The sequence below is a fragment of the Corallococcus sp. bb12-1 genome, from assembly GCF_026626765.1.
GTDB classification, from domain to species: domain Bacteria; phylum Myxococcota; class Myxococcia; order Myxococcales; family Myxococcaceae; genus Corallococcus; species Corallococcus terminator.
The window spans coordinates 261956-282597 of the sequence record NZ_JAPNJZ010000007.1 but is presented as its reverse complement, the minus strand read 5'-3'; the positions used below and the strand labels follow the sequence as shown (position 1 = coordinate 282597).

Sequence of the window (20642 nt, the reverse complement as noted above, 5' to 3'; positions counted from 1 at the left end):
AGAAACCCTAGGCCCTCTGGAGGCAGGCAATCCTCATGCTTCCATCATCGTGGAGGCATGGGCACGGCACGGAGGAGCGAGCAGCACCCGCTCCCCCGGAATGAAACCTAGCGACGACCGCCCGGCGGGATGCCCTTCTCGCCGTACAGGTATTCCTGCAACGGCTTCACCGCGAGGTCCGAACGCTTCAGCGACTCCAGCGCGCCCACCGCCATACGGGCCGCCTGCACCGTCGTGTAGTACGGCACCGAGTGCATCAACGACTCACGCCGGATGGAGAAGCTGTCGCTGATCTCCTGCTTGCCGAAGGTCGTGTTGATGACCAGCACGATCTCCCCGTCGACGATCTTGTCGACGATGTTCGGCCGGCCTTCCTTCACCTTCTGCACCAGCTGCGACTCGATGCCCTTCGTCTGCAGGTAGTCGTGCGTGCCGGACGTGGTCGTCAGCGTGAACCCCATGGAACGCAGGCGCCGGGCCAGGTCCACCACCGCCGGCTTGTCCTCGTCCTTCACGGAGATGAACACCCGCCCGGCCTTGGGCAGCTTCACCCCCGCCGCCAACTGGCTCTTCGCGAACGCCGACGCGTAGTCGTCCGCCAGGCCCATCACCTCGCCCGTGGACTTCATCTCCGGCCCGAGAATCACATCCACCCCGGCGAAGCGCGCGAACGGGAAGACGCTCTCCTTCACCGCCACGTGCTTGAACTCCGTCTCCTCCGTGCGGCCCAGCTCCTTCAGCGTCTTGCCCACCATGCAGAGCGCCGCGATCTTCGCCAGCGGCACGCCCGTCGCCTTGGAGATGAACGGCACCGTGCGGCTCGCGCGCGGATTCACTTCCAGGATGTAGATGGTCTTCCCCTGGATGGCGAACTGCACGTTCATCAGCCCCACCACGCCCAGCTCGCGCGCCATGGAGATGGCCTGGTCCTTCATCCGCTCCACCAGGTCCGGCGACAGCGAGTGCGGCGGCAGCGTCGCCGCCGCGTCTCCCGAGTGCACGCCCGCCTCCTGGATGTGCTCCAGCACGCCGCCAATCAGCACCTGCCCCGTGCGGTCCGCCACGAGATCCAGGTCCACCTCGATGGCGTCCTTCAGGAAGCGATCAATCAACACCGGGTGCTCCGGCGACGCGCTCACCGCCTCGCGCATGTAGCGCTCCAGGCTGGACGCGTCGTACACCGTCTCCATTGCCCGTCCGCCCAGCACGTACGACGGCCGCACCATCACCGGATAGCCGATGCGCTCGGCCACCTTGAACGCCTCCGCGTGGCTGCGCGCCACCCCGTTCTCCGGCTGCGTCAGGCCCAGCTTCTCAATCAGCTTGGAGAACTTCTCGCGGTCCTCCGCCCGGTCGATGGCGTCCGGCGACGTGCCAAGAATCGGCAGCCCCGCCTGCTCCAGCGGCACGCTCAGGCGCAGCGGCGTCTGCCCGCCGAACTGCACGATGGCGCCCACCGGCTTCTCACGCTGGGACACCTCCAGCACGTCTTCAATCGTCAGCGGCTCGAAGTAGAGGCGGTCCGACGTGTCGTAGTCCGTGGACACCGTCTCCGGGTTGCAGTTGACCATCACCGTCTCGTACCCGGCCTCGCGCAGCGCGAAGGCCGCGTGCACGCACGCGTAGTCGAACTCGATGCCCTGACCGATGCGGATGGGACCGCTGCCCAGAATCAGCACCTTCTGCCGGTCCGTGGGCGGCGCCTCGTCCTCCTCGTCGTAGGTGGAGTACAGGTAGGGCGTGTACGCCTCGAATTCCGCGGCGCACGTGTCCACCCGCTTGAACACCGGCCGGATGCCGCGCGCGTGCCGGTGCGCTCGCACCTCCGCCTCCGGGTAGCCCAAGAGGTTGCCCAGGTACTTATCGGAGAAGCCGTGTGACTTCGCCTGCCGGAGCACGTCGTCCGGGAGCTGATCCAACCGGCCGTGGTCCGCCAGCATCTGCGCCTCGTGCACCAGCGCCTCGATGTGGCGCAGGAACCACGGGTCGATGTGCGACAGCTGGTGCACCTGCTCCACCGTCAGGCCCTCGCGGAACGCCTGGGACACGAACCACGGCCGCTCCGGCCGGGGCACGCGCAGGCCCTCGCGCAGCACCTTCTCCCGCTCCTCCTTCTCCGAAGGCAGGTCCGGCGACTCCAGGCCCACGCGCCCCAACTCCATGGAGCGCAGCGCCTTCATGTACGCCTCGGGGAAGGTGCGGCCAATGGCCATCACCTCGCCCACGGAGCGCATGCTCGTCGTCAGCGTGCGGTCCGCCTTGGGGAACTTCTCGAAGTTGAAGCGCGGCACCTTCACCACCACGTAGTCCAGCGTCGGCTCGAAGGAGGCCGGCGTGTCCCGGGTGATGTCGTTGCGCAGCTCGTCCAGCGTGTAGCCCAGCGCCAGCTTCGCGGCGACCTTCGCGATGGGATAGCCCGTCGCCTTGGACGCCAGCGCGCTGGAGCGCGAGACGCGCGGGTTCATCTCGATGACGACCATGCGGCCGTCCTGCGGATGGATGCCGAACTGGATGTTGGAGCCGCCCGTCTCCACGCCAATCTCGCGGATGATGGCCAGCGACGCCTGCCGCATGCGCTGGTACTCGCGGTCCGTCAGCGTCTGCGCGGGCGCCACCGTGATGGAGTCGCCGGTGTGCACGCCCATCGGATCCAGGTTCTCGATGGAGCAGATGATGATGACGTTGTCCGCCGAGTCGCGGACCACTTCCAGCTCGTACTCCTTCCACCCCAGCACGCTCTCCTCGACGAGGATGGTGGAGGTGGGGCTCGCCTTGAGGCCCGAGCGGCAGATGGCCTCGAACTCCTCGCGGTTGTACGCGATGCCGCCGCCCGTGCCGCCCAGCGTGAACGAGGGACGGATGATGGCCGGGAAGCCGATGTCCTCCGCCAGCGCCATCGCGTCCGTCAGCGTCGTCGCGTAGCCGCTTCTTGGCAGCGCCACGCCAATCTTCTGCATGGCCGCCTTGAAGAGCTGCCGGTCCTCCGCCTTGTTGATGGCGTCCAGCGACGCGCCGATGAGGCGCACCCCGTACTTCTCCAGGATGCCCTGCTCCGCCAGGGCCTTGGCCAGGTTGAGCGCCGTCTGCCCGCCCATGGTGGGCAGCAGGGAGTCCGGACGTTCGGCGGCGAGGATCTTCTCCGCCGCCTCCACGGTGATGGGTTCAATGTAGGTGCGGTGCGCGAACTCTGGGTCCGTCATCACCGTGGCGGGGTTGCTGTTGAGCAGCACCACCTCCACGCCCTCGTCCCGAAGCGCCTTGATCGCCTGGGTGCCTGAGTAGTCGAACTCGACGGCCTGCCCGATGACAATCGGGCCCGAGCCAATCACAAGAACCTTCCGGATATCGGTACGCTTGGGCATCGGGCGCCCCCCATACCAACCTCCGCCACGACATGCACGCGGTGCGTTGTCCCCATGCGAAGGTCCTGTCCGCCGCCCGCCCGCTCGCAGGACCTGCGCTCCCAGGTCCTCTGCTACGCTGCCGCGTTCCCTTCCGGAGGTTCCATGCGTCGCTGGTCGTCCCTGGCCCTGCTCGTCCTCGTCTCCGCGCCCGCCCTCGCCCAGGACACCGCTCCCGCCGCCACGCCCACCCCTGAAGCTCCGGCCACCGCTCCGGCCGCGGCGCCAGCACCCGCCCCGACGCCCACTCCGGCCGCTGAGCCGGTGGCGCCCCCGGCTCCCGCCCCCGAGGCTCCCACCGAGCCCGCGCCCGCCAGGCCTGCCCCCACGCGCAGGGCGGCCCCGACGCCAGCCCCCGCCGCTCCCCTGCCCGCCACGGCACCGCCGCCCGCCACGCCCCGCGCTCCGGCCCCGCCGGCCCCGCCGCCCGCCCCGAGCCGCGACGCCGCGCGCCCCCTCGCGGACGACCTGTCCCCCGAGGGCCTCACCCGGTCGGTCATCCACGACGAGGCGCGCTTCCTCTTCCAGAGCCTGCTGACGGGCGACGTGCGGTCCGCATCCGCGGAGCTGACGTACCCGTTCCAGTTGGAGGAAAAGCGCTTCAACACGCCAGAGGAGCTGGTGCAGGCGTGGGTGAAGCAACTGCGCGCCCGGCGCACCGACCTCGTCACGCTCTACGACATCGAGGTGCTGCCCTTCGCGGAGATGGAGAAGAAGTACGGCAAGCCGCCCGCGCGCCTGGGCCTGGATCCGCGCGCGCTCAAGGACACCTGGGCCGCCGTGGGCAACCTGTCCGGCCACGCGGCCATCTTCCTCTTCCGTGGCAGCTCCGACCTGAACTGGCACGCCTTCGCCTATACGGACTGACGCGAAAAGGGGCACCGGGCCTGCTTCGCCCGGCGCCCCCCTGTCGAGGCCGCGCCTTCCAGCGCGACCCTGCCCCCGATGAGGCCTAAGGGCGCCCCAGCGTGAGGTTCACGGTGCGCGGGGAGCCCAACATGCCGACGTAGGTCTCCTCGCTCGCGTAGCCCTCCTTCGTGGCCAGGAGCGTGTAGCTCCCGATCTCCAGCCCTTCCAGGACGAAGCCGCCCTGGGCGTTCGTGGTGGTGGTGAACGCCGTGTTCTCGAGGGAGACGGTGATGCCCTCATGCGAACTCGCGCCTTCCAGCGTGATGGTGCCGGAGAGGCGGTTCGTGGCCGCGCCAGGATCCATTTCGATGCCCATGCTGACGGTCTTCCCCGCCTCCAGGTCCACCGATCTCCGCAGCGACTGATAGCCCGCCTTCGAGATCACGAACGTGTAGGTACCGACGTCCAACGCCTCGAAGGCGAACGTCCCCTGGGCGGTCGTCGTGATGCGGGTATCGGTTTCCTGGAGGTGGATCTCCGCGCCCGCGGGGGACGCTCCGTCCGACATCGAGACATTGCCGGTGATCCGTCCCTTGCGAGTCTCGGGGGTCGTGTCCGGATCCTGCTCCGCGTCCGGATCGCACGCCGGCAGGACCGCCAATGCCATCGCCACCACGAGCGCGGTCAGCGCCCCTCTTCGATTCGTGTTCATGTGAGTGTTCTTCCCTGTCGAGTGCGCACCGGGCCTGCGCACCCATGCCGCCGCCTGCGAGTCCAACCGCCTCGCGAGTGCGACGTGCGGGCCTCATGACGCGAGGCCCCAGTGGAAATTCACACTCTCACGCCAGACTCAGCTCAGCGCGGCAACGAATTCGCGCAGGCGCTTGAGGCCCTTCTGGAGCACCTCGCGCGAAGTGACGAAGCTCATCCGGATGTAGCCGGGCGCGCCGAACGGATCCCCCGGCACCGCGGCCACCAGGAAGTCGTTGAGCAGGGCCTCGGAGAGCTGGAGGCTGGTGGTGAGCGTCGTGCCCTTGTACGTGCGGCCCAGCAGGCCCCGCACGTCCGCCATCGCGTAGAAGGCGCCTTCCGGCAGCCGGCAACGGATGCCGTCGATGGCGTTGAGCCCCGCGATGAACAGGTCCCTGCGCTCGCGGTACTCGTTCACCATCGCGGTGATGGTGTCGGACGGGCCGTTGAGCGCCGCCAGTGCCGCCTTCTGCGTGATGGAGGAGGCGTTGGACGTGGACTGGTCCTGCACCATCTGCATCGCGGCGATGAGCGCCTTGGGGCCGGCCGCGTAGCCCAGCCGCCAGCCCGTCATCGCGTAGGACTTGGACAGGCCATTGGACACGACGAGCCGGGGCACCAGGTCCGGCGCCACGTTGCCCAGGTTGAGGAACTCCCCCGTGTAGAGGAGCTTCTCGTACATGTCGTCGGTGATGATGAGGCAGTCATGGCCGCGCACCGCGTCCGCGATGCCCTCCAGCGTGGCGCGCGAATACACCGCGCCCGTGGGGTTGGCCGGGCTGTTGAGCACGATGGCGCGCGTGCGCGGGGTGAGCGCCTTGCGGATGGCGTCCGGATCCGGCGCGTAGCCGTCCTCCTCGCGCGTCTGGACGAAGACGGGCGTGCCGCCCGCCAGGTGCACCATGTCCGGGTAGCTCACCCAGTAGGGCGCGAAGATGATGACCTCGTCGCCTTCGTCCAGCAGGGCCTGGAAGCAGTTGTAGAGTGACTGCTTGCCGCCGGCCGTCACCACCACCTGATCAACGGCGTACTTCAGGCCGTTGTCCTTCTCCAGCTTGCGGCAGATGGCCTCGCGCAACTCCGGCATGCCCGCGGTGGCGGTGTACTTGGTGAAGCCCGTGCGGATCGCGTCGATGGCCGCCTGCTTCACGAACTCAGGCGTGTCGTAATCCGGCTCACCGGCGGCGAGCACGACGACGTCCTCGCCCTTGGCGGCGAGCGCCTTGGCCCGCGCGTTGAGGGCCAGGGTGGCGGAGGGCTTGATGGCTTGCAGCCGGCGGGCGAGTTTCATGTCGCCAATGCCTAGCGCGGAAGTCCCGGGACGGACAAGACCCTTGTAGCGCGCTGCGTTGCCCGGCTGCCTCCACGCCCGGATCAGGGCTTGGTGCCGAACTTCTTCTTCAGACCGGCGTACACGTTCGGGGGGACGAGCCCTTCCACGTTCCCCCCGAAGGAGGCGACCTCCCGGACGAGCTGCGAGGAGATGTAGAAGTAGTCCTCGCCCGTCATCATGAAGACGGTGTCGATGTCCGGGGCCAGCTTGCGGTTCATGTTGGCGAGCTGGAATTCGTATTCGAAGTCCGACACGGCCCGGAGCCCTCGGATGACGACGCCCACCTGACGCTGGTGCACGTAGTCCACGAGCAGCCCGTGGAAGGCGTCCACCTCCACGCGGCTGTCCTTCACCGCGTCGCGGATGAGCTCGATGCGCTCCTCCTGGCTGAAGAGGGGGGTCTTCTTCGGATTCACCGCGATGGCGACGATGAGCCGATCAAACATCTTCAGGCTGCGCTGGATGAGGCTCAGGTGCCCGTTGGTGAGCGGATCAAACGAACCAGGATAGATGGCAACCGGCATGGGTACCGGGAAGTCTCGGCGGGCCCACGGGGCGGGTCAAGCGCACGTCACGGTGCCCGGTAGAAGCTCACCAGGGTGTCCCCGAACCGGCGCTGGTCGTCCCGGGTGAAGCCCGCGTGGGCCTCCGGGGCCTCTTCGCGCTTGTCGTGCTCCACCACCACCGTGCCCCCGGGCGACACCACCGAGGACGCCGCCAGGGCCTCCAGGACCGTGGGGACGACGCGCGCCGCGTAGGGCGGATCCGCGAAGACGAGCTCGAATCGCTCGCCCTTCTTGCCCAGCGTCTCCAGCGCCCGCGCCACCGGCTGCGCCAGGATGGCCACCTGGGCGGCGAAGCCCAGCGCGTCGGTGTTCAGCCGGCATAGCCCCTGGGCCTCGCGGTCCTGGTCCACCAGCACCACCCGCCCGGCCCCGCGCGACAGGGCCTCCAGCCCCAGCGCCCCGGTGCCGGCGTACAGGTCCAGCACGGCCTGTCCGTCCAGGAACTGGCCCAGCATGTTGAAGAGGGTTTCGCGAACGCGGTCCGCCGTGGGGCGGATGTGTCCGGACGACGGCTTGGGACCCTGCAGGGCCCGGCCCTTCGCGCTGCCTGCAACGATGCGCATGGGCGCCTTCTAGCCCAGGTCGCCGCCCGTCTTCGCGAGGAATGCCATCGCGTGGGTCGCCGAACGCCGGGCCCCCAGCGCCGCCAGCACCTCCGTGGCCTCCGCGAAGGCCAGCGCCTCCAGCGTCTCCCGGGCCTCCGGCGTCAGCGGCGGCAGGCCCTCCTCCAGCATCGACAGCAGCTCCCCGGCCGGCATCCCCGCCGCCTGGGCCCGGGCCACCACCTGCGCCCGCGTGTCCAGAGGCCACGCACGCAGGGCCAGCGGGCCGAACGGGCCCCCGCAGTCCACCTTGCGCACGCCCGCGGCGACATAGCTGGACAGCCCCCGAGGCGCTCCGGCCGTCAGGTCGCCCACCGTCACCGCGACGCCCCGGGCATGGGCCAGCTCCACCACCTGCCGCAGGAGCCCCACGTCCAGGTCGCCTTCGCCCAGCTGCGCCTCCGACACGCGCAGGAAGCGCAGCGGCACCTTCCACTGCGAAAGCCCCTCCAGCAGCGTGCCGCACGCGTCCAAGAGCCCCGTACCCGAGGGCGCCTGGGGCGCGGACAGCTCCAGCGACAGCTCGCGCTCCACCAGCGGGCCCACCAGCGCGTTCACCGCCTCCACCGCTTCGTAGGTGGTGAGGCGCGACAGCTCCAACGACACCAGCGCGAAGCCCGCGTCCACCACGCGGAAGAGGCCCTCCTGCATCGCATCCAGGACGTCCGCGTCGGTGGATGTCACGCGCACCGGACCGGCCTGGAGGAACAGGGGCCGGGTGTGCTCGGCGTCCAGGGCGGCGTTGCGCACCGCGGACACGAAGCGCTCCGGTGCCCCCCGGTCCGCGAGCGGGTGCGGGCAGGCGAGCCCCAGCACCGCGTCCTCCGCCCGTGCGGCCCTCAGCAGGCCCGGCAGCGCGCCCTTGGCCAGCACGGGAATGCAGGGCAGCGCGACCGGAGAGGACTCCAGCGCCCGCAGCAGCTCACGGGGATCCAACACGGGGACCCGGGAGCCCGGGCCCATCCGAGCCACCACGTTGCCCGGCCGCAGCGACAACACCTTGTCCAGCACGCTCATAGGAGCCGCCGAGAATCCCCGCCCTGCCCGGCTTTCGCAAGGAGGTCAGTGCACCTCGCCCAGATGGGCGTAGGCCTGGCTCTCAATCTGGATGGTCGTGTGGTCGATGCCGAACCGGTCGAACAGGTCGTGCTTCACCGCGGTCAGGATGTCGTCGTTGTTGCAGACCATCGGGTCCGCCACCACCAGGTGCACCGACAGCGCGTACATCCCGCTGGAGATGGTCCACACGTGCAGGTCATGCACCGCCTGCACGCCCTGCACCTTGGCCATCAGGTCGCGCACCTGCTCCAGGTCCACGTGCGCGGGCACCGCCTCCAGCAGCACGTCCACCGCGTCCTTCACCAGCCGCAGCGCGCCCACCACGATGATGATGGAGATGAGCACGGAGATGATGGGGTCGACGACGTACCAGCCCGTCCACCACATGATGCCCGCGCCCACCAGCACGCCCACCGACGACAGCGTGTCGCCCAGCACGTGCAGGAACGCGCCGCGCACATTCATGGAGTGCGTCTGGTGCAGGAAGCCCAGCGCCGCCAGGTTCGCCACCAGGCCCACGCCCGCCACGATGGCCATGGGCCCCAACTCCACCGGCGCCGGCGTGCGCAGCCGCTGCCACGCCTCCATCAAGATGAAGATGGTGATGACCAGCAGCATCACCCCGTTGAGGAGCGCGCTCAGAATCTCCATCCGGTAGTAGCCGTAGGTCTTCTTCAAGTCCGCGGGCCGGCCGGCGAACCACAGCGCCAGCAGGCTCAGCACCATCGCGGAGACGTCCGTCAGCATGTGCCCGGCGTCGGAGAGCAACGCGAGCGAGTTCGTCAGGAAGCCGCCCACCGCCTCCGCGACCATGATGGTGGCCGTCAGCGCCAGCGCCGCCAACAGCCGCCGCCGATCCTTGCGCCGCTCCTCCGCCAGCCCACCCTTCCGGGGCCCGTGCGAATGGCCGTGACCATGCCCATGTCCGTGGTGGGAATGGTCGTGGTCGTGCGAGTGGTCGTGCCCGGCCCTGCCGTGTGTATGTGGGGGTGCGCTCACAGGAGCCCAGGGTACGCGATCAGCGCCATCTGCGGACAGGTGCCGCTGGATTGATTTCAGACAACCCCGTAGATCCACTGTCCGAATCTGCAACAGGGGGAGGCCCGCGGGGATGGACTTCGAGAAGCATCAGAATCTGCACACCATTGTCATGTTGAGGGATGTCATCCGCAAGTGGTGGCAGGTGGAGCTGTCCTTCGCGGATCGTAACGGCGTGGTGCACGACTGGCAGCGCGGGGATTTCATCCCGCCGCCGAACGACTTCTGCCGCCACTCGCTCGGTTCGAGGGAGGGGATGCGGCGGTGCGCCCAGTCCGTGCGGGTGCTGCACGACAAGTTCAAGGCGGCCAAGAAGCTGCGCCGCTCCATGTCACACGACTGCCACCTGCGCCTGTCCATCGTGGGCGCGCCGCTCTACATCCGCAACGAGTACGAGGGCTTCCTCTTCGTGGAGGGCTTCGCCCGGCAGCCGCTCACGCCCGGCGACGGCCAGGTGCTGATGGACAAGATGCGCGACATCGCGCCGGGGGCGCAGGCGGACCTGGAGGGCGCGTGGGAGCGCGTACCGGTGCTGGACGGCTCGGAGCTGAGCAAGCTGTCGGACCTGCTGGAGTTCGCGGTGACGGAGATTGAGAACCAGGAGGTGGAGCTCACGCGCAAGGAGGAGACCATCCAGTCCATGGCCTCCGAGCTGTCCAACCGCTACCGCTTCGAGAAGATCATCGGCCGCTCCGGGGCGATGAACGAAGTGTTCCGCCTGATGGAGAAGGTGGCCAACTCCGACTCCACCGTCCTCATCAACGGCGAGTCCGGCACGGGCAAGGAGCTGGTGGCGCGCGCCATCCACCACAACGGCCCGCGCAAGGACAAGCCGTTCGTCGTGCAGAACTGCTCCGCCTTCAACGACAACCTGCTGGAGAGCGCCCTCTTCGGTCACACGCGCGGCGCCTTCACCGGCGCGCTCAAGGACAAGAAGGGCCTCTTCGAGGTCGCCGACACCGGCACCTTCTTCCTGGACGAGGTGGGCGACATGTCCCCTGCCCTCCAGGTGAAGCTCCTGCGCGTGCTCCAGGAGGGCACCTTCCTGCCCGTGGGCGGCACGCATTCCCGCGAGGTCGACGTGCGCGTCATCGCCGCCACGCACAAGGACCTGGGGGAGATGGTGAAGCGGGGCGAGTTCCGCGAGGACCTCTTCTACCGCATCAACGTCATCCGCCTCCAACTGCCGCCCCTGCGCGAGCGCAAGGACGACCTGCCCGTCCTCATCGACCACTTCCTGCGCAAGCACCACCGCGAGGGCCAGCGCGCCCGGGGGCTGGTCCCGGAGGCCCTGGGCATCCTGGGCGCGTACGCGTGGCCGGGGAACATCCGCGAGCTGGAGAATGAAATCGAGCGGCTGCTGGTGCTGGGCGGCGAGCTGGAGGTCATCCCCGCGGAGCTGCTCTCCAGCCGCATCCGCGACACCGTCGTCCCCGGCGGCGGGCACTTCATCGCCCCGCGCGCGCACGGAAAACTGCACGAGGCGGTGGAGTCGCTGGAGAAGGAGATGATCCACCAGGGGCTCGTGCGCACGCGCAACAACAAGAGCCGGCTGTCGCGCGAGCTGGGCATCAGCCGCTCCAACCTCATCCTGAAGATCACCCGCTACGGACTGGACCGGCTCCTGCCCGGGGGACTCACCGACGGCGCGGATGAGGAGGCCGAAGCGTGAGCCCCCCCGGACACGCGACCACCTTCCGCCAGGACACACTGCGGGTGCCTGATGGTGCCGACCTCTACTTCCAGGTCCGCGGCGAAGGCACCCCGGGCATGGTGCTGTGCGACGGCCTGGGCTGCGACGGCTTCGCGTGGAAATACCTGCTGCCGTACCTTGCCCGGCGCCACCGGGTGCTGCGGTGGCACTACCGGGGCCACGGCAGGAGCAGCGTGCCGGAGGACCGCACCCGCATTGGCATGGCGTACACCTGCGACGACATGGCGCGGGTGATGGACGCCGCGGGCCTGGAGAAGGCCGTCCTCTTCGGCCACTCCATGGGCGTGCAGGTGGCGCTGGAGTTCCACCGCCGCTACGCCCGGCGCGTGCAGGGGCTGGTGCTGGTGTGCGGCAGCTACGGCATGCCGCTGGACACCTTCCACGACTCCACCCTGCTCAAGCGCATCTTCCCCACCCTGCGCCGCGCGGTGGAGCGCTTCCCCCTGCACACCGCGCGCATCGTCCACGGGGCGCTCACCACGGAGCTGGTGGTGCAGCTGGCCATCCGGCTGGAGATGAACCCGGAGCTCATCGCCCGCAACGACCTGGCCCCCTACTTCTCCCACCTGGCCCGGATGGACCCCGTCGTCTTCGTGCGCACCCTGGATTCACTGGCGAGCCACACCGCGTGGGACCACCTGGAGCACGTGGACGTGCCCACCCTGGTCGTCGCTGGGGAGAAGGACCGCTTCACCCCCGGCTGGCTCTCCCGGAAGATGGCCGAGCGGATTCCCTCCTCCGAGCTGCTGACCATCTCCGAGGGCACCCACACCGCGCCGTTGGAGGTCCCAGGGCTGGTGGAACTGCGCGTGGAACGCTTCCTGCGCGAACGGTTGGGCGTGGAAAGCGGGGAATCCGGGCCGAAGGTGGGATAAGCGTCCGGCAGGGGATGGGTACGGCTGTCTGGCCGCTGGACATCCGCCTTGATTGCAGGCGGGAAGCCCCCGGCATATAAGCCCCCGCCTTCCGGGTTCCGGTGGGATTGAGAAACCCCGTTCTGGGCGTCTCTCCTCGCACCTCTTTCTGTCAGTCGGTCCGCATGATCTCTCGCGAAAACATCCGCAACGTCGCCATTGTCGCCCACGTCGACCACGGGAAGACCACCCTGGTCGACCACCTGCTTCGGCAGGCCGGTACCTTCCGCTCCAATGAGCACATGACCGATCGAGTGATGGACTCGAACGATCTCGAGCGGGAGAAGGGCATCACCATTCTCGCGAAGAACACCGCCGTCTCCTACAAGGGGATGCAGATCAACATCATCGACACCCCGGGCCACGCCGACTTCGGTGGCGAGGTGGAGCGCGGTCTGCGCCTGGTCGATGGCGTCATCCTGCTGGTGGACGCGGCCGAAGGTCCCCTGCCCCAGACGCGCTTCGTGCTCACCAAGGCCCTGGCCATGGGTCTGAAGACGGTGCTGGTCATCAACAAGATCGACCGTCAGGACGCCCGGGCCAAGGAAGTGCTGGACCTCGTCTACGCGCTCTACATCGACCTGGGCGCGGACGATACGCAGCTGGAGATGCCGGTCCTCTACACGGTGGCCCGCCAGGGTCAGGCCTCCACTTCGCTGGACGTGCCGGGCAAGACGCTGGAGCCCCTGTACGACGCGATCATCAAGCACATCCCGCCCCCGCCCGCGCCTCCGGTGGACCAGACCACGCTCCAGTTGCTGGTGGCGAACCTGGACTACGACGACTACGTCGGCCGTCTGGCCGTCGGTCGCGTGCAGGCGGGCCGCATCACGGCCAACATGCCCGTGTCCGTCGTCCGCGACGGCGGCAAGGTGCAGCCGGGCAAGATCGTGAAGCTGTACGGCTTCTCCGGCCTGAAGCGCGTCGAAATCGCCGACGCCGGCCCGGGTGAAATCGTGTCCATCGCGGGCATCGAGGACATCTCCATCGGCGACACCATCGCCGACGCGGAGAAGCCGGTGGCCCTGCCGCGCATCACCGTGGACGAGCCCACGATGATGATGATCTTCAAGGTCAACGACGGGCCGCTCGCGGGCAAGGAAGGCAAGTTCGTCACCTCCCGCAACCTGCGCGAGCGCCTGTACCGCGAGGCGTACCGCAACGTGGCCGTGCGCGTGGAAGACACCGCGACGCCGGACGCGTTCCGCGTGGTGGGCCGTGGCGAACTCGCCCTGGCCGTCATCATCGAGAACATGCGCCGCGAAGGCTACGAGCTGACGGCCTCCAACCCGGAGCCCATCACCAAGCACGTGGACGGCGTCCTGCACGAGCCCATGGAGCTGGTGTTCTGCGACGTGCCGGAGACCAGCGTGGGCGTGGTGACGGAGCGCCTGGGGCCCCGCAAGGGCCGCATGACGGACATGGCGCAGCTGGGCTCGGGCCGCACCCGGCTCCAGTTCCGCATCCCCGCGCGCGGCCTCATCGGCTTCCGCTCGGAGTTCCTCACCATCACTCGCGGTGAAGGCATCATGAGCAGCCAGTTCGACGGCTTCGAGCCGTGGTTCGGCTACATCCCGAAGCGCGCCAACGGCGCCATCGTCTCCGACCGCCTGGGCGACACGGTGCCCTACGCCCTGTTCAGCATCCAGGAGCGTGGCCAGCTGTTCGTGAGCGAAGGCGTCACGGTGTACGAGGGCATGATCATCGGCGAGCACTCCCACCCGTCCGAGCTCAACGTCAACTGCTGCCGCGAGAAGAAGCTCACCAACATCCGCGCCGCCGGCCGCGACGAGAACGTCCTCCTCGTCCCGCCGCGCGAGATGGGGCTGGAGAAGGCCCTGGAGTGGATCGCCGACGACGAGCTCGTCGAGGTGACGCCCAAGTCCGTGCGCATGCGCAAGAAGGCGCTGGCCAACGGCGACCGCTACCGCGCCGAGCGTGAGCGCAAGCGCGAAGAGCGCAACGACGCTTAAGCAGCCTTCGTCGCTCCCGAAGTCTTGAAGAGGCCGTCACCCACCCGGGTGGCGGCCTCTTCTTCGTTCAGGGGTGCTCCTGTTTGAACGACGCCCAGGACACCACCACGTCGTTGCCCCGCGCGTCGCGGCCGTGGAGGACGTCCAACACCTGCTGGATGTCGGGCGTCGCCTCGTCCGGGCCCACCACCACCGCCGCCCGGAAGCCGCCGCGCTCCAGCGTCTCCTGCACCGTCAGGGCGCGCTCCCAGGGCATCCGCGTGGCCCGCCGTTGGTCGTCCCAGCCCACGAGGATGCGTTCGACCTCCGCCCAGGTGACGGCCTCCGCGCCCTCCGGGATGTGCACGGAGACCTCGCTGCGCCAGCCTCCGGTCTCCAGCAGCGGCTGCCAGCGGGACACCTTCAGCGCCACGCGGGGCGGCGCTTCCGGGAGCGCCAGCGGGCGGACGCCCACGAAGGTGGTGATGGACCGCAGCGCGCCGGACTCCATCCGCGCCCGCACGCGCACCGTGAAGCGCCGGGGGACGGCGCCGTCCGCGGGCTCCACCGCGTAGGTGTGTTCGAGGATGGGCCCTTCCGTCTCCTCCGTGGTGCCATCCCCCAGGTCCCAGTCGTACGCGCGGACGGACCCGGCTTCCTCCAGGCCCTGGACCTCGAAGGTGAAGGTGGACGGGCCGTCCTGCCGGGACCCGAGGCGCAGCGGAGACTCCGCCCCGGCCTCGCAGTCCCGGACCTCCAGCAGCACCGTGCGCTCGGCCAGCACCCCGACGCGGCGGCCTCCCAGGTCGCGGCAGAGCTGGAAGCGCACCGGGTAGCGTCCCGGAACGGAGGGCGCGCGCCAGTCCAGCGCCGCTCCCGGCTGGAGCCCCGCGCGGCCTTCCGGCGTGGGCCACACCCAGCGCTCCATCAGGTCGGGCTCGCGCGAGCCACCCACCCTCGCGACGACGCTGACGGCGCTGCCCGCGCAGGCCCAGGGCCGGTCCGTGTCCAACTGTTCGATGAAGGCCGTGGAGGCAAGGGGCTCCCAGACCTCGCCCAGGATGCTGGCGAGCCGGAAGTCCTCGGACGTGCCCCCGTTGGCGGCGGAAGGCTTCAGGGCCGCGAGGGACGGCGCTCCAGGCCCGGACGCGGCGCGCTCCGGAGGGATGCGGGCGTCGGGGTGGACGGGAGACGCCGGCTCGGCTCCGGCCGTCCGGGCGGCATCCAGCCCCGCGAGCAGCAGGCTCATGGCGACCACGCCGCCCGCCGCGAGCACCATGCGGGTCCTTGGTCGCAGCCCCGACGACTTCGAAGGCGGAGGGGGACCCATGGCGCGCTAGAAGCCGAAGCGGATCAACCGCGCGCGGTAGGGCGTGGCGTTGGACCGGTACCACTGGTTGTCCCAGCCCCTGAACTCCACGGCGTCCAGCAGCCGCTCCGTCTGTCCCCGGAACGTGACGGAGTTGATCAACGGCGTGCCCGTGGAGCCCACGTTGCGCGACGCGAGCCGGTTGTCCGGGTCCAGCAGCTCCGAGCGGCCCTGCGAACAGCCATCCACGTAGCAGCCGCCCCGGTCGCATGTGGACACGGAGTTGTAGGAGCCGTGCTTGTCCTGGGCGGCGTAGATGCGCGGCGCGCCCCGGAACTCCGACAGGTATTCGAGCTGCGCCCAGCTGTACCAGGCGGAGGACTCGCACACGGTCTCCAGGTGCGCGGAGAGGAAGGCCCAGTCCAGCAGCCAGCGGCCGTCGGAGTAGTGCACCTCCAGCACCTGGAACTCGGTGTCGCCGTCGTGCGCGTCCACGACGCCGCCCAGGATGCCGTGGTCCTCGTAGAAGGCCGCCAGGTAGAAGATGCGCAGCGTGCGCAGCGCGAAGGACTGCGACTTCACCGCGAAGTACGGCCGGCGGCCCGCGCCCCGCTCGTTCTTCGCGAGCCACAGCGCCGGCATGAAGGCGGACGCCACCTGATCTTCACAGTCGTCGTTGAGCCCGTCGCCATCCGCGTCCGCCCCGGTGCCCCAACACGTGTCCCCGTAGGGGATGGAGGCGATGCCCTGCGCGAAGGCCGGCACGGACAGCAACGACACCACCAGCACCAGCGCGCAAGCGCGGGAACGGACGACGGACGCCATGGGGCACACCCGGGACGGTCAAGCGAGGGGACCGGCCCACGGTGCGCATCTTCGGAAGGGACCTGAATCCGACCCGGGGTCCGGCCCGGTGTCCGCCTTCCATCGCGGTGGGAGGCCAGCACCTGTCCACCTCCGAAGTGCGATTGTAGAAACGCGGCAACCCGAAACCCGGGAGGCATGGACCATGGTGGCGTCGAGCGCGGGCCCTGCCCGTGGCCTGCTGTACCCCCGGCCGGACGCGCGGCACTTCGCGCACGCGCGCCTCCTGCCCGCCGAGGACCTGCGCCCGTGGGTCGAACACTTCTGGGCCGTGCGCTGGGACCTGCGTGGACAGCCGCCCTTCCTCCAGCAGAACCTCCCCCACCCGTCCGTGCACTGGACCTTCCAGGACGGCACCTCGCGCATCGGGGGCGTGCACTCCGGGCGCTTCTCCATCCTCCTGGAGCGCCTGGGCGGCGTGTTCGGCATCAAGTTCCGGCCCGGCGGCTTCTTCCCCTTCGTGAAGACGCCGGTGTCCGCGCTCACGGGACGCACCGTGGCCCCGGCCCCGCTCCTGGGCCCGGAGGCGCTCACGCTGGAGGCGGCCATCCTCGCCACCGACGTCACCCGCGACGCGGACGCGGAGCGCGTGGCCCTGACGGAGGCCTTCCTGCGCACGAGATTGCCCGCGGCGGATCCGAACGTGGCCGGGGTGCAGGGGATGGTCACGCGCATCCTGGAGGACCGCGCGGTGACGAAGGTGGAGGACCTGCTGACACCCGGAGGCCCGGGCCTGCGCACGGTGCAGCGGCTGTTCCGCCGCTACGTGGGCGTGAGCCCCAAGTGGGTCATCCAGCGCTACCGGCTGCACGAGGCAGCGGAGCGGCTGAAGCAGGTGCCACCGCCGGAGCTGACGACGCTGGCGCTGGAGCTGGGCTACTTCGACCAGGCGCACTTCATCCGCGACTTCCGGCGCGTCGTGGGCTGTCCGCCCGCCGAGTACGCCCGGCGCGCGCCCGGCCCCGTGACTCCGGCCCGGCGCACTCCGCGGTGACGGACCTCAGAACGTGTACTTCACCCGGGGGAACACCGCGAAGGTCATGATGTTGGGCCCGATGATGTAGCGCCCCATCACATCCGCCCCCACCGAGAAGTGGTCGAAGGACGTGGCGTACTCCACGCCCACGCCCAGGCCCGCGTTGAAGGCGTTGACGGAGCGGCCCGGGTCGCCCTGGTCCGGATCCACCGGCGTCGGATCCAACCGCGTGTAGCCCGCGGCCACCTTGGGCGTCAGGTAGAAGCGGTTGGCCAGCTTCACGTGGTAGGCGGCCGTGAGGTCGCCGAAGGCCACGGTGAAGTTGTCCGACAGGGCGCAGACGTTGGACTGCGGCAGGTAGCCCGCGAAGCAGTTCTGCGCGGAGGACCCCAGCGCGAAGTGCGCCCCCAGCGACAGCCGCTCCGTCAGGTCGTAGCCGATGCCCAATTGCAGGTACGACTGCGCGTTGGAGTAGTTGTTTTCACCGCCCACGGTGAAGAACACGCCGACGTCGGTCTCGGTGAAGAAACCCCGGCGCGGCTCGAACGGCACGCCTTCCGGTGGGGTGGCCCCCAGGGCCGGCGTCCCCAGCGCGAGCGCGGCGAACAGCAGCGACTTCCTCACGACTCCTCCCGTCACGGTGGTCCTCTCGCGCCACTCACACGCTCGGAGTGGCGCACGGACACTAGTGATGCCGCGCACGAAACGGCAGCGGGGAAAAACGAAAATGGCGTGGACCGTTTCGTCCACGCCATTTGGTCTTCCAGTCTACGAACCGCCAGACGTCAGGGCCAGCGTGCTACCCCTCACCGTCCGCGCCGGAGGGCGAGAACATCCAGGGGTACGTCACGGACACCACGCCGCCGCCCTTGGGCTCCGGGAACTTCCAGCGACGGATGCGGGAGAGCATGCAGTTCTCCGCCGGGGTGCTGCCCAGCGTCGTCTCCGCCACGTTGGCGTCCGCCACCGCGCCGGCCGGGTCGATGGTGAAGGCCACCGCGACCTTGCCCGCGAGCGCCGGGTTCTTGTTCAGCTCCGACTCGTAGCAGTACTTGATCTCGTTCTGGTGCCGCCGGATGACCTTGGCGATGACGTCCTTGTCCAGGCCGCCCACCACCGTCGTCTTGCCGGGAATCACCTTCGTCACCGACTTGCCACGGCCACCCAGGTCGATGCCGCCCGAGCCGCCCACGCCGCGTCCATTGCCCTGCGTCCCCAGGCCACCGATGCCCAGCGCCGTGCCGCCGCCGCCGTTGCCGGTGCCACGCGAACCCAGGCCGCCCACGCCCTGCGCATCACCCATGGCCGCGCCGCCCTTGAGGCCGCCCAGCGAGTTGTTGATGCCGGTGCCGATGCCGCCCGGACCGAACACGTCCGACGCGCCACCCTTCATGCCCTTGAGCGCACCCAGGAGGCCGACCTTGCCCACCACCTGGCGGTCCTTCTCCTTCTTGCTCTTGTCCACGACGTTGGTGCCCGGCTTCGAAGGCGCGGCCTCCGCCAGCTTCGCCTCCTCCTTGCCGAACTTGCCCTCTTCGTCCTTCGCCTTGGCGCCCTCTTCCACGCCGGAGAGCTGGAGCTTCTTCGCCTCCACCTTCTTCTGCGGGGCGATGAGGAACTTCGCCACGCTCTGCTGGGACTCGAAGACGTCGTCCGCGGAGCGCGATTCGGAGTGCGGCGTGAGCACCATCGTGGCGACGAACGCGGCCGACGCCAGGATGCAGATGGCGGCGATCTTGAAGAAGCCGAAGTCGCGGTCCGACAGCGAGGTGGCCAGGATGGCCGGAGAAGGCTTCACATAGCGCATCATGAAGCCGACGGTGCCCAGCGACACCTCCGCGCGGTCGTGAAGGCCCAGGGTGAAGACCTGCTCCTGATCCGCCGAAGCGGAGTTGAGCTGACCCGCGGCGCGCAGCGCGTCCTTGGTGCGCACGTCACCCTTGTTGGTGACGAACACGCCAGAGCCCGCCGGAGCCTTGAGCTCCAGCTTGTCGCCCTTGCTCACCGCGAGCACGTGGCGGTTGCCCACCTGCGGCACGAACACGTGGAAGGCGTTCTTCTTGCCCTCGCCGATGGTGACCGGAGCGCCGTCCTTGAAGTGCTGGACCTCCAGCATCTGGTCGCCCCAGAGCAGCGCCACCTGGAGCACCTTCGCCTCGGGCGTCGGCTGCGCGTCCAGGGGAAGGGGATCCTGCAGGTGCGCCGCCAGCTGCGGCTTCGTCGCCGCCGCGATCGCCGGGGGCGTGGGCTTGCGCACCATCCCCGGAGGCGCCGACGGGCCGAACACCGGCGCAGGCGCCGCGTGATTCGCCGTGGACACCTGCATGCCCCCCGCCGCCGAGGACCGCGGCGTGCTCACCGTGCCCACGAGGTTGGAAGGCGCCGCCGCCTGCACCGGAGCCCGGGGAGGCGCCACGTCGCGCCGGACCGGGGGAGCCACCTGCGCAGCCGGCTGCATCGCCGGACCGCGAGGAGGCAACTGATGGAACGCACCCGGCATCGCCACCGCCGCGCCCACCGGAGCCACCGACCGGGGCGTGTCACCGAAGAGCACCTCCACCCGCGAGGTCCCCACCGTCAACACGTCACCCGGCTTGAGCGCCGTGGGAATGACGAGCTTCTGCCCTGAGACCTGGGTACCGCCTTCACTGCCCAGGTCGATGGCCGTCACCGAACCATCGTGGTCCACCTTCAGCATCACATGGAGATTGGAGACCCGCGGATCCTGAATCTTCACCGCCGCTTGGGCGCCCGACCCCACGATGACACTCTCCGCCTCCGACACGGTCTCCTGGATGGAGCCGTCTGGAGTCGTAATCCGAAGCGTCAAACCGTTTTTTCTCGCCGCCGCCATGAAGTTCTTCCTTCTTCCCTTCCCGTCCCGAAAACGTTCAACGCCGCCTGAGAGCCCGTCTAAAGATTGTCCGCTGACTTCTGCAACTCCGGGTCGAAGTTCTCCCGGACCTTGATGAGGCTTTGGAAGTCCGTCTTCTTGCGATTGAGGACGTAGGAGCCTTCCGGCTTGGTGAGCTCGCCCTCCACCGCCACATCCGTGAAATCGATCACCGTCTTCTTGCGGTACACCGTGCGGTCCTCCTCCTGGATGACCTTCACGGAGTCTCCGCCGCTGTTCTGCGCCAGGGCGGGGGCCGCTACCCCCAGCACCCCCACCATCACCACCGATGCCAGCAGTCGCTTCATGTGCAGTCTCCGGTAGCCCAGCTTCGTGGCTTCCATTGCAGGGCTCGCACCAACTCCAAGTCCCTGGATTCTAAGGGAGTCGCCCGGTCGCTTGCACCTGGGGGGCTGGAGTCG

The 20642-nt window shown here is 69.2% G+C and carries 17 protein-coding genes; 5 read left to right on the top strand and 12 right to left on the bottom strand.

Annotated features, from left to right (window positions below):
* Window positions 1-107 precede the first annotated feature (107 nt).
* Complete coding sequence (gene carB, locus OV208_RS11895) at window positions 108-3362, bottom strand: carbamoyl-phosphate synthase large subunit (protein WP_267573949.1); 3255 nt, start codon at window positions 3360-3362, stop codon at window positions 108-110.
* A 144-nt stretch (window positions 3363-3506) separates the two neighbouring features.
* On the opposite strand from carB, the gene OV208_RS11890 reads away from it, so the two are divergent.
* Window positions 3507-4268: a hypothetical protein gene (locus tag OV208_RS11890; RefSeq protein ID WP_267573948.1), complete on the top strand. Its 762-nt coding sequence runs from the start codon at window positions 3507-3509 to the stop codon at window positions 4266-4268.
* 85 nt (window positions 4269-4353) lie between these two features.
* Here the strand turns inward: OV208_RS11890 and OV208_RS11885 are convergent, their stop codons facing one another.
* The 6 genes from OV208_RS11885 to OV208_RS11860 all read right to left on the bottom strand — a co-directional run bounded on the left by OV208_RS11885 (window position 4354) and on the right by OV208_RS11860 (window position 9559).
* Window positions 4354-4962 (bottom strand): carboxypeptidase-like regulatory domain-containing protein, encoded by a 609-nt coding sequence (locus tag OV208_RS11885; RefSeq protein ID WP_267573947.1) that lies wholly within the window; start codon window positions 4960-4962, stop codon window positions 4354-4356.
* 138 nt (window positions 4963-5100) lie between these two features.
* Window positions 5101-6291 (bottom strand): pyridoxal phosphate-dependent aminotransferase, encoded by a 1191-nt coding sequence (locus OV208_RS11880; protein ID WP_267573946.1) that lies wholly within the window; start codon window positions 6289-6291, stop codon window positions 5101-5103.
* Window positions 6292-6374: 83 nt separating this feature from the next.
* Entirely contained in the window at window positions 6375-6857 is a 483-nt protein-coding gene (coaD, locus tag OV208_RS11875) for a pantetheine-phosphate adenylyltransferase (protein WP_267573945.1), read from the bottom strand.
* A 47-nt stretch (window positions 6858-6904) separates the two neighbouring features.
* Complete coding sequence (gene rsmD / locus OV208_RS11870) at window positions 6905-7462, bottom strand: 16S rRNA (guanine(966)-N(2))-methyltransferase RsmD (RefSeq protein WP_267573944.1); 558 nt, start codon at window positions 7460-7462, stop codon at window positions 6905-6907.
* A 9-nt stretch (window positions 7463-7471) separates the two neighbouring features.
* Window positions 7472-8518 (bottom strand): hypothetical protein, encoded by a 1047-nt coding sequence (locus OV208_RS11865; protein WP_267573943.1) that lies wholly within the window; start codon window positions 8516-8518, stop codon window positions 7472-7474.
* 45 nt (window positions 8519-8563) lie between these two features.
* Window positions 8564-9559, bottom strand: coding sequence for a cation diffusion facilitator family transporter (locus OV208_RS11860; protein ID WP_267573942.1), 996 nt, complete (start codon window positions 9557-9559; stop codon window positions 8564-8566).
* Window positions 9560-9671: 112 nt separating this feature from the next.
* On the opposite strand from OV208_RS11860, the gene OV208_RS11855 reads away from it, so the two are divergent.
* The 3 genes from OV208_RS11855 to typA all read left to right on the top strand — a co-directional run bounded on the left by OV208_RS11855 (window position 9672) and on the right by typA (window position 14199).
* On the top strand, window positions 9672-11270 hold the full coding sequence (locus OV208_RS11855) for a sigma 54-interacting transcriptional regulator (protein WP_267573941.1): 1599 nt from the start codon (window positions 9672-9674) through the stop codon (window positions 11268-11270).
* The gene (locus OV208_RS11850; RefSeq protein ID WP_267573940.1) at window positions 11267-12187 is read left to right on the top strand and encodes an alpha/beta fold hydrolase; all 921 of its coding nucleotides are present in this window, start codon (window positions 11267-11269) and stop codon (window positions 12185-12187) included. The genes OV208_RS11855 and OV208_RS11850 overlap by 4 nt, the downstream gene beginning before the upstream one ends.
* 164 nt (window positions 12188-12351) lie before the next feature.
* Window positions 12352-14199 carry a translational GTPase TypA gene (typA, locus tag OV208_RS11845; protein WP_267573939.1) on the top strand — a complete coding sequence of 616 codons (1848 nt, stop codon included), beginning with the start codon at window positions 12352-12354 and terminating at the stop codon, window positions 14197-14199.
* Between the two features lie 67 nt (window positions 14200-14266).
* Here the strand turns inward: typA and OV208_RS11840 are convergent, their stop codons facing one another.
* Both OV208_RS11840 and OV208_RS11835 read right to left on the bottom strand, forming a co-directional pair.
* The gene (locus OV208_RS11840; protein ID WP_267573938.1) at window positions 14267-15457 is read right to left on the bottom strand and encodes a PKD domain-containing protein; all 1191 of its coding nucleotides are present in this window, start codon (window positions 15455-15457) and stop codon (window positions 14267-14269) included.
* Between the two features lie 57 nt (window positions 15458-15514).
* Window positions 15515-16312 carry a hypothetical protein gene (locus OV208_RS11835; protein WP_267573937.1) on the bottom strand — a complete coding sequence of 266 codons (798 nt, stop codon included), beginning with the start codon at window positions 16310-16312 and terminating at the stop codon, window positions 15515-15517.
* Between the two features lie 184 nt (window positions 16313-16496).
* Between OV208_RS11835 and OV208_RS11830 the strand changes: the two genes are divergently transcribed.
* On the top strand, window positions 16497-17345 hold the full coding sequence (locus OV208_RS11830; RefSeq protein ID WP_267573936.1) for an AraC family transcriptional regulator: 849 nt from the start codon (window positions 16497-16499) through the stop codon (window positions 17343-17345).
* 6 nt (window positions 17346-17351) lie between these two features.
* On the opposite strand, the gene cglE is transcribed toward OV208_RS11830, so the two are convergent.
* The 3 genes from cglE to OV208_RS11815 all read right to left on the bottom strand — a co-directional run bounded on the left by cglE (window position 17352) and on the right by OV208_RS11815 (window position 20528).
* Window positions 17352-17951: an adventurous gliding motility protein CglE gene (gene cglE, locus OV208_RS11825; protein WP_267573935.1), complete on the bottom strand. Its 600-nt coding sequence runs from the start codon at window positions 17949-17951 to the stop codon at window positions 17352-17354.
* Window positions 17952-18126: 175 nt separating this feature from the next.
* Window positions 18127-20181 (bottom strand): TonB family protein, encoded by a 2055-nt coding sequence (locus tag OV208_RS11820; protein WP_267573934.1) that lies wholly within the window; start codon window positions 20179-20181, stop codon window positions 18127-18129.
* A gap of 59 nt (window positions 20182-20240) precedes the next feature.
* Window positions 20241-20528 carry a hypothetical protein gene (locus OV208_RS11815; RefSeq protein ID WP_147448755.1) on the bottom strand — a complete coding sequence of 96 codons (288 nt, stop codon included), beginning with the start codon at window positions 20526-20528 and terminating at the stop codon, window positions 20241-20243.
* Window positions 20529-20642: the final 114 nt, after the last annotated feature.